Annotated in this window: 12 protein-coding genes; 4 read left to right on the forward strand and 8 right to left on the reverse strand. The window is 59.0% G+C overall.

Translation table 11 applies throughout. The features are described from left to right. Nucleotides 1-124 precede the first annotated feature (124 nt). The 3 genes from AC1DF8_RS20460 to AC1DF8_RS20470 form a co-directional block, all read right to left on the reverse strand. Complete coding sequence (locus AC1DF8_RS20460; protein WP_478154671.1) at nucleotides 125-1,339, reverse strand: alpha/beta hydrolase; 1,215 nt, start codon at nucleotides 1,337-1,339, stop codon at nucleotides 125-127. Between the two features lie 134 nt (nucleotides 1,340-1,473). Next, nucleotides 1,474-2,577, reverse strand: a complete 1,104-nt coding sequence (locus tag AC1DF8_RS20465) for a glycosyltransferase family 2 protein (protein ID WP_478154673.1) — start codon at nucleotides 2,575-2,577, stop codon at nucleotides 1,474-1,476. A 69-nt stretch (nucleotides 2,578-2,646) separates the two neighbouring features. Next, on the reverse strand, nucleotides 2,647-3,558 hold the full coding sequence (locus AC1DF8_RS20470) for a glycosyltransferase family 8 protein (RefSeq protein WP_113014859.1): 912 nt from the start codon (nucleotides 3,556-3,558) through the stop codon (nucleotides 2,647-2,649). 283 nt (nucleotides 3,559-3,841) lie between these two features. Between AC1DF8_RS20470 and AC1DF8_RS20475 the strand changes: the two genes are divergently transcribed. Continuing rightward, a complete protein-coding gene (locus AC1DF8_RS20475) occupies nucleotides 3,842-4,135 on the forward strand; it encodes a hypothetical protein (protein ID WP_478154676.1) in 294 nt (97 codons plus the stop codon). A 29-nt stretch (nucleotides 4,136-4,164) separates the two neighbouring features. Here the strand turns inward: AC1DF8_RS20475 and AC1DF8_RS20480 are convergent, their stop codons facing one another. The 5 genes from AC1DF8_RS20480 to AC1DF8_RS20500 form a co-directional block, all read right to left on the reverse strand. Then, the gene (locus tag AC1DF8_RS20480; RefSeq protein WP_478154678.1) at nucleotides 4,165-5,616 is read right to left on the reverse strand and encodes a hypothetical protein; all 1,452 of its coding nucleotides are present in this window, start codon (nucleotides 5,614-5,616) and stop codon (nucleotides 4,165-4,167) included. A 91-nt stretch (nucleotides 5,617-5,707) separates the two neighbouring features. Further along, entirely contained in the window at nucleotides 5,708-7,075 is a 1,368-nt protein-coding gene (locus AC1DF8_RS20485) for a polysaccharide biosynthesis/export family protein (RefSeq protein WP_113209005.1), read from the reverse strand. Nucleotides 7,076-7,083: 8 nt separating this feature from the next. Then, nucleotides 7,084-8,034 carry a glycosyltransferase family 2 protein gene (locus AC1DF8_RS20490; RefSeq protein WP_113146627.1) on the reverse strand — a complete coding sequence of 317 codons (951 nt, stop codon included), beginning with the start codon at nucleotides 8,032-8,034 and terminating at the stop codon, nucleotides 7,084-7,086. Then, nucleotides 8,031-9,779: a GumC family protein gene (locus AC1DF8_RS20495; RefSeq protein WP_029868885.1), complete on the reverse strand. Its 1,749-nt coding sequence runs from the start codon at nucleotides 9,777-9,779 to the stop codon at nucleotides 8,031-8,033. Before AC1DF8_RS20495 ends, AC1DF8_RS20490 begins: the two co-directional genes overlap by 4 nt. A 91-nt stretch (nucleotides 9,780-9,870) precedes the next feature. Continuing rightward, entirely contained in the window at nucleotides 9,871-10,584 is a 714-nt protein-coding gene (locus AC1DF8_RS20500; protein ID WP_029868884.1) for a sugar transferase, read from the reverse strand. Nucleotides 10,585-11,048: 464 nt separating this feature from the next. Between AC1DF8_RS20500 and AC1DF8_RS20505 the strand changes: the two genes are divergently transcribed. The 3 genes from AC1DF8_RS20505 (at nucleotide 11,049) to AC1DF8_RS20515 (ending at nucleotide 14,539) form a co-directional block, all read left to right on the forward strand. Further along, nucleotides 11,049-11,786 carry a Crp/Fnr family transcriptional regulator gene (locus AC1DF8_RS20505; RefSeq protein ID WP_478154681.1) on the forward strand — a complete coding sequence of 246 codons (738 nt, stop codon included), beginning with the start codon at nucleotides 11,049-11,051 and terminating at the stop codon, nucleotides 11,784-11,786. A gap of 120 nt (nucleotides 11,787-11,906) precedes the next feature. Then, nucleotides 11,907-13,298: a glycosyltransferase family 4 protein gene (locus AC1DF8_RS20510; RefSeq protein ID WP_478154683.1), complete on the forward strand. Its 1,392-nt coding sequence runs from the start codon at nucleotides 11,907-11,909 to the stop codon at nucleotides 13,296-13,298. Next, nucleotides 13,295-14,539: a glycosyltransferase gene (locus AC1DF8_RS20515; RefSeq protein WP_478154685.1), complete on the forward strand. Its 1,245-nt coding sequence runs from the start codon at nucleotides 13,295-13,297 to the stop codon at nucleotides 14,537-14,539. The genes AC1DF8_RS20510 and AC1DF8_RS20515 overlap by 4 nt, the downstream gene beginning before the upstream one ends. Nucleotides 14,540-14,611 lie beyond the last annotated feature (72 nt).

A 14,611-nucleotide genomic window follows, 5' to 3' on the forward strand; every position in this document is an offset into this window, starting at 1 on the left:
GCCCGCCGGAACTGGATCGTCGCCATTCGACCGGGAGAGACTTCTACTTTGAGGCCATCTGCGGAAGTACGTTACCGTAAATGCCGATGTTGCTGGACGTAACCGCCCACGTAAATCGCGTTCGTTACTGCGTCAGCGGCTGCGATTGCGGATCGGCGCGAAGAGTATCTTCGACTTCTACTGGTTTTGCGGCGGTTGGCAGAGGCTGTCCGACGATCGTCAGCGGCGCGGCTACCGCCGTGCCGGCGACCTTGCCCACAGTCTGCACCGTACCGCCTACGACGGCGGCAACGCCTTCGCCGAGGGTGATGTTGGAATCCGTCAGGGTCTGGCCCGTCATCAGCCGCTGGCCGATGAGCTGGACGATTTCGGGGCTTTCGGCAAACTTGCCGTGATTGAGCTTGTCGCCGGTGTCGACCTTGGTCAGATCGATCGCGGTAATGCCGGCTTCTTCCAGCCGGCTGCGATAGGGCTCCTTGGATGGATCGATGGCACCGAGCCGGGATACTTTTCCGGTGATGAAGCTCGAAACTGCCAGAGCCCGATCATCCTGCGAGACGAAGATCGTGAATTTCGGACGGGGTGTGCCCATTTCCACGAACTGCTTGGCAAAGACCTGTATGTCGATATCGGGGGAGGCAAGAATGACATCGCGGATCTTGGTGTTCACATGCCCGTCACGGATGCCCATCTGGCGCAGGGATTCCATGGCAAGCCAGGTTCCCATCGAATGGGCAAGAATGGTGATATCCTTGACGCTTGGATCCTGGGCAAGGATTCGCAGCGCCTGTTCGAGTGCCGTGCGCGAATAGTTCGTGCTTTCCTTGTCGTATTCATAGGCCGTCAGCTTTGCACGCGAAGGCCAGGTGAAAAGGACCGGCGTCGCCTTCATGCCGCTGTCGTGGACGATCTGCGCAAGGCGGAAGACGGAATCCTCATAGGTATTGTTGAAGCCGTGTATGAAAACGAGTGCGTGGCCGTCGACCAGATGCTGTTGGAACCAGGCACGCCCTTCCGCCCGCGTCTCGAGCTTCTCGACCCGCGTGACCGCGAAATCTGTCGCCGGGTTTGGCGGCAGTTTTTCGGGCCACTGTACGGTGCCGGCCGCACGCTTCGGCGGAATGGAAATTGCAATATCCGTCAGGTAGGGTTTCGGACTGCGCTCTCCATTGAAAAGCGTCGCAGGATTTGCGGAAGGCTGACGGGTGGTCGCCACCAGCATTTCGACCTGTGAGGTTTTCGGAGTATTGGCCGTGAGGACGACAGGGGTCATCACCCCGGTCGGATGGCCGCAGCCTGCCAGCACGGAAAGTGCGGCGAGGAGAATGCGTCGCAGCATGATCACTTCCTGGTTCAACAGTCCGGCACTCTAGGCCGCGGCAAATCGCGGATGGAAGTAAGTTACCGTAAATGCGGGTGTTAATACGAGTCTTTATAGCAGCCTCGACAGCGACGAGGTGAAGGGGCGCGAATTCAACGGGAGGCCTGCGCTTCACCCACAATGACTGCGCCTCCCTGCGCCGGGGTGGCTGCTTTTTCCTGTGAGAGCAAGGTCTGCTGCTGCACCTCGCTATCGGAGGCGCTGCGCCAGAATTGCCAGCCTTCGCCCTGTATAAGACCGCTGTCGGTGAGATCCTTCCAGTGGCTGAAGGTGCCAGTACCCGTATAGACGAAATTGCGGGCGTCTTCGGGGGAGGAATACATCGTGTATTCGGCAGTATGCTCCGAGCGGTTGGCGGGATCGGCGACCTTGTTGAGGAAGCTCGACAGAAACTTGAAGTGCAGGAGGGCGCTGGTGATACCAACGGTGCCGCGCATTTCACCAAGGTTCAGTGCGAGCGGCCAGACCTGGTGCGAGGATTTGAGATAGAGGCGCTCGCCGGATACGTAGATCAGCGGGATCTTGTTGAGCGCAGGGCCATCCCAGATGCGGCCCCGAAAATAGACGCGACCTCGGACCCCGCCCTTGATCCAGATGGTGCGACTATTCCTGTCGAAATGCGATTCATAGCCTGAGCGGTCGAAGAGGCTGCAGACTTCGAGCGGATTGCGGCCGGGCTCGCAGACGTTTTCGCTGACGGGATTGCGGCTGTACATGTCAATCATGACCGAGCGCAGCGAGCGGGCGCCAACGGATTCCATATAGGCGGTCAACTGGCTGATCGAACGCGTATCGCAATGCGGATAGACGAGAAATTCGTCGGCATCCACATAGAGAACCCATTTCTGCTGGCAATGACGGTTCATGACGGCGTTTATCCAATCATTGCCAAAGCGCGCAGCCTTGTAGGAACCGGTGGCTGACAGCAGCGAAACATCCTCCATGCCGGAGAGCAGCTCGACCGTGCCGTCGCTTGAGCCGTTGTCGATGCAGATGAAATGCTCGACACCGAGATCGCGATAATATTGCAGGAAGAACTCCATCCGGTGTCCTTCGTCGCGAATCACGCAGATCAGCACGTGGCGTGCCTGCTTCAGGCTGTCGCGAAGGCCGGCATAGCCGATCTGGCCGGCCTTCAGCGAACGGCGCAGACGGGCCTTGGCGTAGTGTGAGATGCTGGTCGTCAAAGCACTCATTTCTGCTCCTGAACACTCGCGCTGGCTTTGATATCCAGCTCTGCCTGCAGGGATCGGGCCAATTTTTCGTCAGACGACATAGTCGCCGGCGAGCAGCGTCTGCACGCGTGGATTGGGCATCTCATTCTGCAGGGCATGTCTCACGCGCTCGCGCATCGAACGATATTTGTAGACCATCTTCCGATCGAAGCTGATGCCCCGGTAGAGCGCGTTGTAGGCCGGGTGTGTTTTGCGCAGGTCGATGTAGACTTGGCTTTCGGTGTCGCTCCACGGGAAGAAGGTGCCGTGCCAGGGTTTCGGGTGCGCCATGTAGTGGACGATGGCAAGCGAGGACATGTCCACCAGATGCAGGAATTGCTTGGGGAAGTTCCAGCGGTTCGACACCAGGATGAGCGAGGAGCCGCAGACATAGTTCAGCGCGCCCTGATCATGCTTGCCATCGCAAGCCTCCGGGTTCGTGGCAAAGAGCTGCAGTGCTTCCGGTCCGATCCAGCCGTCGCGGTGGAATTTCAAAACGCCGGCATTGAAATAATTGCTGTCCTTGCCGTTTTGCAACAGGCCATGAATCGACGTGTAATCGCGGGCTGCGAAGAATTTTCCGGGAGGAGCGAACGCATTTTCGAGATCAGCAAGGCTGCTGACGATCTGCGTGTCGCCGTCCAGATAGATGATCTGAGTATAGTTGTCAGGCAGGATCTGTGCGAGCACGAGCTTGGCCATGGTGCTGACGCTGATACGGCCCATGAAATGCGAACCGTCGAGCTTGCCGAGAGATTCGTGCAGCGCTTCCGTCGCGTCCATCAACGTGACGCCGCTGAGCGCCAGCAGGCTTTTCAGCTCCTCGAAATTGTCGAGGTGTTCCGACATGAGAACACAGACATCTGTCTCGGGATTTGCAAACTTCCGCGCCTGCAGTGCCGAAAGAATAGTGGGGAAAGAATATTCGACATCCGTAACGTAGGCCACGCACTGATTACTCATGATACAATCCTTCTCGCAGTTCTTCGTCTCGAAGTGCCTTTATTCAAATCCGTCAAAAATTTACCGTTGTTGAGGTGCTGTCTCCCACTTGTCGCAAGCGGGAAATTTTTCATCCGCTCGGGAGCCAATCGTGCCTCTTCGGCGGTTTGATCACGACGGATTGTGGGAAAATTAACCATTGCTATCGCTCCACTACCAAAAGCTGGGTGTTGTGGATCTGGTCCTGTAATGTGAAACCCGGCGCAGGGCTCGGTGGGACGATAGAAAGGAATAAGGCATCGCAATGCTGAACGGCACAATCATTGTGATACTGATTTCGCTCGCAGCCGGAGCAGCCATTCGCGCCTGGGCCTTCGCGATTTTCGCGATTATTGTAGCTCTTGGTTTCGGCATCGTAGCCCATCAAAACACGTCGCTGTTTGAAGCCGCGCTTTATGGTCTCGGTATCCTCCTGCTCATGCAGGTCTGCTATGTGACGGGGGTCTTTGCGACCGGCTTCTGGCGCCGCAGCCGCAAGTCGTCCAAGGAAAGCGCGATTACCGATCAGGCGCCTGTGCCGAGCGAGCGGCAAGGCTGACGTAACCGACATTTTTTCCGCCCCGCGCATCATCGCGACGAAAATACCGGCGTACTCATCAGAGATGCCGGTGTCCTCTGCAGGCGGGCCATACGGTTTGTCAGCGGGTAGGGTGCGGTCAGGCAGCCGCTTGCAAGTCCAGCCGTGATGCTGAAAAGCAGGCCGAGATCGGTGCTGCTTCCGGAAATCGTCGCCGAGGCGATCTGTGCGACGGAGGCGAAAACCGCCGCCATACCGATAGCCCGGTTTTCACGGTTCACCAGCTTGCTGCGACCCGCAGCCTTCAGCAGGCTATAGAGGAAGAGCAGGAAGAGAGCAGTGCCGGTAAGGCCGACATTCGACAGAAGGGCTGCGGCGAAGCTCGACGCCCGCACCGTACCAAGCCCGGCTCCGAAGGTCGCCGTTTCGATGAAGGAGATCAGCGCGAGCGTGTTCCAGGCGGTTCGTTCTTCGCCGGATTGGGATTCGAGCTTATTGGCAACTGTTGCATTCGCCAGGTCGCCAATGGCGTTCCAGGCACTCGGGATCAGCGCCACGGCCATGATCAAACAGGGCACCATAAGCAGCATGATCAAAAGGAAGGTTGCATAGGGACGAGTCGCCTGGCCGCTCAGAAGGCGCCTCAGGCTGAACAATACTGCAACGACGATCATGAAGAGACCGGCGGCATAGGCGGTCGTCGAGGTGCAGAGGATCACGGTGAGGCCGACCGATATCGTCGCAAAGCCGGTGAAACGGCTCGGAAAGCGCTCAAGCCACAGGATGAGCGTGAAAGAGAAGAAGACCAAGGCGGCTGCACCGTAGGCGCTAGCCTCCGGAAAGGAGCCGACGATGCGCTTGAAGCCGCCGATCACCTCGGCCGTATGCATCGTGTAGTTGGCGTTTCGAATGAAATCGAGCAGGTCGGGCTGGCCGATCGTGAAGGTCGCAATATCGACGAGGGCGAAACCCAGGCAGATGAGCGCCGTAACGATGAGCTGGCGGGCAATGAAGCGTCCGTGTCCAAGCCGGGCAAAACCACAGACAATGGCGAAGCATATGAGATCGCCGAGCAGGTAGACGGACTGCGTGAGATTGGAGGAACCCGGCGCCAGCGGCGATGCCATGATCGACATCAAGCCGGAACTGCTGCGTGCGGATGAATACACCAATGTCGCGCCGGCGAAAATACGCGGCAGGAAGAAGGCCGATACCGCAGAAAACAGGACATAGGCAGCAAACCAGAAGCCGGGGCCGGGATAGGCGAGACTTGTCAGCGCCGCCTGTTTCTGGCGCGGACGCAGCAGCACACCGATCGTCACGAACAGCAGCAGGAGATGGCTCGGCTGAATGCTGCTGCCGCCGAGTGCGGGAAGCTGGAAGGCTGCGGCCGCGCCGAGCAGCGTGGAGATGCAGAGCGCCGTGATCGCAAAGCGGAATCCATAATAGACGAGCGCCAGGCCAAGCAGGAAGACGAGGAAGCCGATCGGTTCAATTGTCATGCAGAAACCTCCGAGCCGGGTCGAAGACTTTCCATAGATGCGGACATGAACTCAATTCCGACGCTAACAGGCATATTCCTACCGTGGTCTCCTAGTTCGATCCCGTCTGCGGTACCCATTCCGGACGGGGCGCATCGCTTCGGGCTACATTGGGAACGAGGGCGCCGGCCGGCTGCCGAGGCTGCGACGCCGCAGAGGAGGCATCCGCGGCTGCCTCGACGCCGATCTCGATGATGTCGTGCGGCAACAGGGCCGTGTTCTCGTCTGCGACGATATTGCTGTAACTACCATCCTCGTTGCGACGGACGATCTTGAAGTTCTTCTTCGTCGTTCCGAGCAAGGTCGATTCCGCGCCCATGCGGGCGAGTTCCGCACTGTATCCGGCCTGGTCGCCGAGCAATTGCGCCACCTGCATGTCGATCCCTGCCTTGTTGATGGCGAGGCTGATCGTGTTCAGCTCCTGCTGGTTTTCGGCATTGCGCTTGTTGATGACATCAGCCTTTTCTCGCTGGCTCTCGTTCAGGCCCTGACGGGATTTGGTGAGTGCGATCTCCAGATCCAGCAGTTCGCTCTGAGTTTCTGCCAGGCTCCGATCGACGGAAAATTGGCGGGTATTGCTGGTCAAGCCCTTGCTGACGAGGCTGTTGACGTTGTTTAGCTCCTGCTGTGCGAGATCGATCTGCCGCTTCTGGGAGACAACCTTGGCTTCGAGAGACTGGATTTCCTGGGTGTAGAGACGGCTCAGATCATCAGCCGCCTCGACCTTGCTGTTGGTCTCGACAGCTCTCAGGCGCATCAGGTTCAGTTCCTCTGCCTTGAGCTTGCCGATGTCGGGCACACCGCCGATCTCCGAGGGAATGTCGAAATCGGGCTGACCGGCAATCTCGGCCCGCAGGCGCGCAGCGCGCATCAGGAGATCGCGGCGGTTCAAGACGGCTGTGCGATAGTCGCCGGCTGCCTGAATGCGGTCCCTGTCATAGTAGCTGCTCTCGTCACGCGCCCGCATATAGCCGCCAGCAATGCTGACGGCTTTCATGACAGTCATGTTGGCCTCGAAGGGATAGCGTCCCGGCCGCTCGATGCTGCCGTTGACGAAGATCGGCGCATGCTGGTCGATCTCGACAGCGATGAAAGGTCTTCCGGGAAGGTCGGCTTTTTCAGCCAACGCGTCTGAAATGGTCTCCGACAATTGCTCGGTCGTCTGCCCGGAGGCCCTGATCTGACCGGCAATCGGGATCGACAGATTGCCGGCATCATCGACGTTGTAGGTTCCGTCGAGAGCTTCCCAGCTCGCATATTTGGAGTCGGTGGAACGCCATTCCACAACACGCAGCTTTATCTTGTCCTCGGGAACGAGCGTGTAGTTGTCGGCATGGGCGGCAGTCCATCCCAGCAGGCAGGTGAAGACGGCGGCAAGGCCAGCGAGCGTAAGACGATCAGGGAAAGACATAAGCCTCATGGCGTCTGTTACCTCCGTTTTGCCGCGATGGATGGCGAAGACATCTCGCGATTTGAGGACTGGCTGAGTTCGAGGATGCGCATGGGTGATGCGCGTCCCATCAGAAGGTCGGACAAAGCCAGGAAATTGCCGTTCAGTCGGCCACGACGGTCAACTGCGCGATCATTGAGAAGGGTGCCGCGGGCGTTGGCCAGGATATTGCGGCCGATCTGCGCCAGAGCACGGGTCAGGGACATCGTGCCCTTACGCAGCAGATGCACGGGATTTGCGACTTGCGAATAGCCGAGCCTCTTGCCGGGCTGGCGTCCGGACTTGACGCCGAGATGTACACCGCAAGCGCCCGAAATACGCACCGACCGTCCGTAGCGCGCTATAGACCGGCTGAAGTCGACATCCTCCAGCCAGCCATAGAGCGGCAATTCTTCATCGAAAGCGAGCCCGTGACTTAGAATTGGCGCCAGCCGAACCGCCATGTTGCATCCGTAGGCGTTATAGACTTCCGTCACCTGCTCGTCTCTTTCGCTTGCGGTCTTGATGACATGCATGGCTTCGGACTGGGTCAGCCCCTTGCCGAGAATCCCGTCAGCCAGGACGTCGCCGGTCGCAATGACCACATCCGGGTTGTCGGCGAAGACCGCCGCCATGCGTGGAATGTAGCCAGGAGCCGGAATGAAGTCGTCGTCGAGGAAGATCAGCACATCCATGTCCGCACCGGCGGCTTCGATAATCCGGTTGCGCTGGCAGGTCAGGCCACGGGGGCCGGCCATCAATTCCACGCCCTTTCGATTGGCAAGTCCGGCAGCGTCATCCAGGTTGGGGACGCAGACGATGATGCGCTCCGGGTGAGGCTGAAGACCCTCAATATAGGTTACCGTCTCCAGAAGCGTCGCAGGCCGGCCGGCCGAGGCAATGCCGACGGCGACCTTCAGCTTTGCTGCTTGTGGGGTCGGAGCCATCATATCTGAACACTCGATGGTGTGTTGTTGACGATCGCACCGAGGATTTCGGCGCCGACATTGCGCATGCTGTCGATGACGCGAACCGTCTCGTCAATCGACGTGCGGCCGTAAGAGGTTACAACGAGAACACCGTCTAACTCCGGAGCGAGCGCGTTTGCGTCCGGCGACGAGGTGAAGGCGGAGATATCGACAAAAATGGCGTCGAATTCCTTTTTCAGATCGTTGAAGTTGAGCTGGGTGCGACGCGAGCTCAGACGGACGGCGGGCGTCACGGCACGGACCTTGCCGAGAGGCAGGAATTTCAATGTCGGCGTCAGCGACAGGGTGGCGGTGCGGATCGCCTCGACATTGTCGAGCACGTCGATCAGGCCAGCCGAACTGTTCGGCGCAATGGACTTGCTCAGGGAAGACTTTGTCGCCGCGGCATCGATCAGCAGGGTGCGCGAACCGGATATTGCCGAGAGCACGGCGAGCTCGCAGGCGATGGTGGATGCGCCGCCGCCCGGATTGACGGCCACGATACCGATTACCACGCGCCGTCTGCGGCGGAAGCCGGTGACAGTCGCCCCAAGCTCGGCCATTCCTGGGATCATCGGATAGGCGACGGTGCCGCTGTCGTTGGACGTAGACAGCGCCGCCGCGCGGCTCGTCCTCTTTGCGCGTCCGAGAGGTGTAACGAAAGAGAGGCCCGTCGCATGCGAGAGCTGCTGGGTGCGCATGATGCGCCGGTCGCTGACATGGCGGATCATGGCGAGGCCGAGGCCGGAACCGGCGCCAACCACCAGCGCGAAGGCAAGGATCAGCGAATTGTTCGGCTGCGCCTTGGAGAGTGGCGAGGTCGCCCGCGAAACGATGGTCGCGTCGGAAACCGGATAGGAGATGCGCTGCTTGGCCTCGGTATACTGCGTCAGGGTGTTTTCGAAGAGGGTGCGCCGGGCGTCGGTGGCGCTCTGCAATTCAGCGAGCTTGAACTGGTCGCGCGGATTGGCCTTGAAGGTTGCCAGCGCGCTCGCGGCATCGGCGAGCCCACGCTGCTGCTCGTTGACGAACTGCTCCAACCATTCGCTGTATTGCTGGGCTGCGGCGGCCTTCATCTGCACATTCTTGCGGATATATTGCTGGGCAACCGCATCGGCGATCTCGACCGCTTTTTGCGGGCTGGATGCGGATGCGGATATTTCGAGGATCGTCGACTGACCGATGCGGCGCATGGCAACTATGTTGCGCAGACGAGCGATCGCCCGGTCGATTCCCGCCTCTTCCTGGTTTGCACTGGCAGGCTGGGCATTGCCCGAGGTCGCATCTCCTTGTGCAGTCCGGGGCTGAGCGGCGTCGAGATTGCCGGTCAGCCAGTCCTTGACCTTATCCTGCAGGGAAAGGGTCTGATTGGAGAAGGCCGGATCGTTGGCAAGGTTCAGCGCGCTGGCGGCCCCGCCAAGGACATCGCTCGACTTTGCTATTTCAAGCTGTGCATCGATGAAGGCGTCTTCGGCGAAGGCTCTTTGGGCGTCCGAACCGTTCACCTGCGGGAAGACCATCAGCTGGGTACTGGCCACATAGGTCGGTTTGGCGATGAAGAGATAGGCGGCGGCGAGGGCAAGGAAGACCACGGTGGTAAATACAATCCACGGCCAACGCATCCTGACGAAAAAGGACATGTCCCGCAGTGTCAACGACGAACTACTGCTGGCGGTGGCCGGCAAGGATATCGGGGCGACGCTACTGAAGACGTGATTTGAGTTCATAGTGTCCTGATCCAAAGGGCAAGAGTATCTTCTTCATTGGTATCCAGCTGGTGCGCATGACCCTGTCGGGCCACACGGCGTCCGGGCTGGATCAGTAGCAGCCGCGCTGTGAGAACAGGGCGGGAACGGTCTTTGCGATGATGATGAAATCGCGCGCGAGCGACCAATGACGGACATATTGGACATCGAGCGCGACACGGTGTTCATAGCTCACATCGTTGCGGCCGCTGGTCTGCCATTGTCCCGTCAGGCCAGGTCTAGCGGCCATATAGCTCGTGACATGCTCGCCGTAGCGGGCGAGTTCTTCTGCCGTCACCGGCCGCGGGCCCACGATACTCATTTCGCCCCGCAAGATATTGATGAGCTGCGGAAGCTCATCAATGCTGGACTTCCTGAGGATTTCGCCGACAGCGGTGATGCGCGGATCGTTCTTCAGCTTCCGTGTCGTTTCCCACTCGGCCCGCGCTGACGGGTTGGCGCGCAGCAGCTCGGCGAGCCTTTCGGCGGCGTCGGTCTTCATGGTGCGGAACTTGAGACAGCCAAAGGCGGCGCCCCCATATCCGATACGCGTATGCGAATAGAAGACTGGCCCCTGGTCACTCAACTTTACGATGAGTGCCGCGATGAGCATCAGAGGCGACAGCAAAACCAGAGCAGCGGCTGCCAATACGATATCAACTGCCCGCTTGGATGCTTTGCCGACCACATGAGGCCGCGATACTCTGCGAGGATTGTTATTCGGCCCGGACTGGTCAACGTTCGGCCAGGATTCACGAACTTCAATACTCTGTGCTTCCCAAGTCATCGACCGACTCCAAAAGTTTAGAACCTCGTGAAGTTTGGTGCAGCGCAATGTGCTTGTCTGTGACCGCGGTCATAATGATTAGCAAATTATTTATGCTAATACTGTAATGCTACAGAGTTCTCTACGAATTCGGCGGCAGGGGATTTCTACACCCTAATTTATTCGAAAATTTAACTTATATGACGTCTTGCGCGCACGGCTTGAATAGATGAAGCCGGGCGTTGTAGCTATTTTTGGGCAATTTTAATCCCAATAGCCCCAAAAATGGGCAGGTTGGCGTAGTACTCCCCCTGAATTCGACGGATACTAGAAAAAATATAATCTACATAACTGGTGGTATTGTCACTATTATTTGAGATGCTCTTGTCATCTTCGATTGTTATTTGACTCTCAAGTTAGGACAATATAAATGATGCAGTGCAGCATCAGCTACGACCAATCTGTTTTGTTGGGGAGTTATGCGCATGGACGGAGCTACACAAACGAGAGACTATAGAGTCGCTATGGGCAAAGCGGCTATTAGCGTTGTTCCGGATACATCTCTGAACAATCGCATCTCAAGTGACGACGACTTCCCGTTCTGCCGCGCGACTGTACGCAACTTCCGTCGCGGCGAACTTATTGCTGGCGCTGGAGTCTTTGTGGACATGTTCGCTCGCGTGCAGCGCGGGCTGGTCAGTGCCAGTACGATGCTGCCGGATGGCAGGGAGTTCATCGTCGAGATCATTCCGAGGGGAGGTCTGATCGGCGAACTCGAAGTATTACGCAAGCAAATGCTGAATTTGGAGTATAGAGCCAGTTCGGATTGCGAGCTATACTTCTTCGAAGGTCGGTTGCTGCGCGAAAGGTACGCCACCGATCCGCAGTTTCAGGAGAAGGTTTTCTCGAGAACGCTTGCGCGTGTTTCCGAGCTTGAGCGCCGCATCATTTCGAACGCCGGATCCAGCCTGCAGTCGCGGCTGGCGGCGATGTTGCTGCGGTTATCTTCGGTCTACGGAAAGGATACGCCAGCCAACCGGGACGTGCTGATAATTTCGCAGAACGATCTGGCGGCGACGCTTCCGGCTTCTCGTGAAAAAGTCAACCAGTGCTTGCGGCGCCTGCGTGAATGCAAGGTGATCGACGGAGCCCAGGGCAGGATCCGTATCCTCAACCGCAAGGCGCTGGAAGCCTATGCCGACGGTGCAGCGTTGRCCAAATGATGCACTTCGTCACGATCCAGCTGCCGTCCGCAGCCGGATCGCGACCACTTCACCCCTCATAGACGGCCTAGGGGCCTAGCCGTCAAAAGCATCCATTGTGTCTGTCGTCGGAGAGCTTCTATGAACGACATGGGCCAACTGCGTCCTGATGAGAATGGGCCTGCCGTTTCGACCTTGCGGTGGCCGGCTTCCGGACGCTACGCGAAAATATGGAGAGACGGCATCGCCGCCCGCCCGGCGCTCGACCGCGTGGTCGTCATCGACGACTATTCGACGGCGAGGGGTGGGGCGACTGCGCTTGCGGTACTCTCAGCGAAGCTGTTCCGCGGACTGGGCCTTGCTGTCACCTACATCTGCGGTGATGACGGCGCCAGTGAAGAGCTTGCGTCTCTCGACGTTTCTATCGTCAAGCTCAATAGTCGCGACCTCTTGAGCGCCAATCGAGTGAAGGCCTTCGCGACCGGCATTCACAATCCTGCCGCAGCCAGCATGATTTCCGCCTGGGTGCGTGCCAATGATACGCCGAGGACGGCCTATCATGTCCACGGCTGGCATCAGATCCTATCGCCGGCCGTCTTCGACGCGCTTGCGCCCGTTGCCGGCCGATGCGTCGTTCACGCACATGACTTTTTCACCGGTTGCCCGAACGGGGCGTTTTTTGATTATCAGGCGCAAGAGATCTGCCAGCGGCGTCCGCTTGGAGCGAGTTGTATTGCCACATCCTGCGACAAGCGCAGCTATGCGCAGAAACTGTGGCGGACGGCCCGCGGTGCCAATCTCTTCCGTGCCCTGAGAAGCCGTCCCGCCTTCGGCAGAATCATCCTGCTCCATGAAAAGATGGCCGAGTTCCTTGAGGGCTCCGGTTACCAGCCGGAACGGCTCATCACCATCCGCAATCCGATCGCGCCGCTGACGGCAGAGCGTGTTGCAGCCGAGGACAATGACGAGTTCGTCTTCATCGGCCGGCTGGATGAGGAAAAGGGTATCGAAGACGCGCTTGCCGCTGCGCGCAGAGCCGGAGCAAGGCTTTGTGTGATCGGCGATGGGCCACTGATGCCTGATGTCGTGGCGGCCGGCGATCATGTCCGGGCCATGGGCTGGCAGTCGCATGCCGAGATCGGTCGTATCATCCGCACGGCAAGTGCGCTCGTGATGCCGTCCCGCTATCCGGAGCCGTTCGGCCTCGTGGCAATCGAGGCGGCACGCAGCGGCCTTCCCGTCATCATGACCAAGGGCGCCTTCCTTGCCGAGGAGATGGAGAGGGCCGGAATGGCGATCTCCTGCAATACGATGGATGAGGAGGCCTTTGCCGCAACGCTTGCGGCCTTCCGGCACATGCCGAAGGAGGATGTTCGCCTCATGAGCGAGCGCGCCTTCCGGCTGTCGCCCAATCTGGCAACAACGCACGAAGAATGGCGCGATGCCCTTCTCGCACAATACCGCAGTCTGATTCCGACACATGTAGTGCCCGAGCCGAAGGGCGAGGCAATTGTACAAGGAGCGTTCAGGTGACTGTCAAAGCAGCAAGCTCTCTCCCCGAAACAATGGCATTCCGTGGCGATGCGCCCGTCGTGGCAAGAAGCCGGCCCGTCGAAGCCGGCGGCAGGGCCGATGCGAAACCGCTTCGCGTCGCGATCGTCCACTATTGGCTGGTATCGATGCGCGGCGGAGAGAAGGTGGTCGAAGAACTGTGCCGCATGTTCCCGCAGGCCGACATATTCACGCTGGTGTACAATCCCGAACGCACCAGTGATTTCCTGAACAGCCGCAACATCCATACGTCCTTCCTGCAGAAGATTCCGCGTTCGACGCGTCATTACACGAAGATGCTGCCGCTCATGCCGTTTGCGCTCGAGCACTTCGACCTTCAGGACTATGATCTTGTCATTTCAAGCGAATCCGGTCCCGCCAAGGGTATCATCACGCGGGCGGATGCGCTTCACATCTGCTACTGCCATTCGCCGATGCGCTATATCTGGGACCAGTTTCACCTGTACCGGCGCGGCGTTTCCTGGATTGGCAAGGCAATGATGTCGCTCACGGCTCCGGTGCTGCGTGCCTGGGATGTGACGACCGCCGCGCGCGTCGATACGTTTGTTGCGAATTCGAGCTATGTCGCGGGCCGTATCCGCCGCTTCTACGACCGCGATGCCGTCGTCATCTATCCGCCGGTTGCGACCGACGAATTCGTCATCGGGCAGGGCAAGGGCGAGTTCTATCTCTATGCGGGCCAGCTCACTGCCTACAAGCGGCCGGATATTGCCGTGAAGGCCTGCACCGAAATGGGCCGCAACCTGATCGTGATCGGGGAGGGCGAGCAGGAAGCCTATCTGAGATCGATCGCTGGACCGACGGTGCAGTTTCTTGGCCATCAGCCATTCTCGGCTCTGCGTGATCATTTGTCGCGCTGCCGTGCACTGCTTTTTCCCGGCATCGAAGACTTCGGCATACTGCCGGTGGAAGCAATGGCGTCCGGCCGGCCGGTTCTGGCCTTTGACGCCGGCGGCGCACGTGAGACCGTCTGCGCGCCGCATGTCGGCTTCCGCTTTGCCGAGCAAAGCGTGGAAGCGCTGATGGAAACGATAGCAGCGTTCGAAGCGGTCGAGGATGCGCTCGATCCGGCGGCGATCCATAACCACGCCCTGAAATTCTCCGCAGCGGTTTTCCGCGACCGCCTCGGCTCGCTCATCGACGAGCAACTCGTTAAGCACGGCTATCAGGCCGCAAGTCCCGTCAGGAAGAAAGTAAGCTGACACGCACAACTGGCCAAAGGGCCGGCAAAACCCCGGAGCGGCGGTACTACGGCGCTCCCAGAAGAGGTTCGT

The organism is Rhizobium sp. 05N49 (genome assembly GCF_056396805.1).

Bases quoted from the DNA above. Each gene is read 5' to 3' on its own strand.
- AC1DF8_RS20460 (WP_478154671.1), bottom strand. From the start codon at position 1,339: ATGCTGCGACGCATTCTCCTCGCCGCACTTTCCGTGCTGGCAGGCTGC.
- AC1DF8_RS20465 (WP_478154673.1), bottom strand. From the start codon at position 2,577: ATGAGTGCTTTGACGACCAGCATCTCACACTACGCCAAGGCCCGTCTG.
- AC1DF8_RS20470 (WP_113014859.1), bottom strand. From the start codon at position 3,558: ATGAGTAATCAGTGCGTGGCCTACGTTACGGATGTCGAATATTCTTTC.
- AC1DF8_RS20475 (WP_478154676.1), top strand. From the start codon at position 3,842: ATGCTGAACGGCACAATCATTGTGATACTGATTTCGCTCGCAGCCGGA.
- AC1DF8_RS20480 (WP_478154678.1), bottom strand. From the start codon at position 5,616: ATGACAATTGAACCGATCGGCTTCCTCGTCTTCCTGCTTGGCCTGGCG.
- AC1DF8_RS20485 (WP_113209005.1), bottom strand. From the start codon at position 7,075: ATGAGGCTTATGTCTTTCCCTGATCGTCTTACGCTCGCTGGCCTTGCC.
- AC1DF8_RS20490 (WP_113146627.1), bottom strand. From the start codon at position 8,034: ATGATGGCTCCGACCCCACAAGCAGCAAAGCTGAAGGTCGCCGTCGGC.
- AC1DF8_RS20495 (WP_029868885.1), bottom strand. From the start codon at position 9,779: ATGAACTCAAATCACGTCTTCAGTAGCGTCGCCCCGATATCCTTGCCG.
- AC1DF8_RS20500 (WP_029868884.1), bottom strand. From the start codon at position 10,584: ATGACTTGGGAAGCACAGAGTATTGAAGTTCGTGAATCCTGGCCGAAC.
- AC1DF8_RS20510 (WP_478154683.1), top strand. From the start codon at position 11,907: ATGAACGACATGGGCCAACTGCGTCCTGATGAGAATGGGCCTGCCGTT.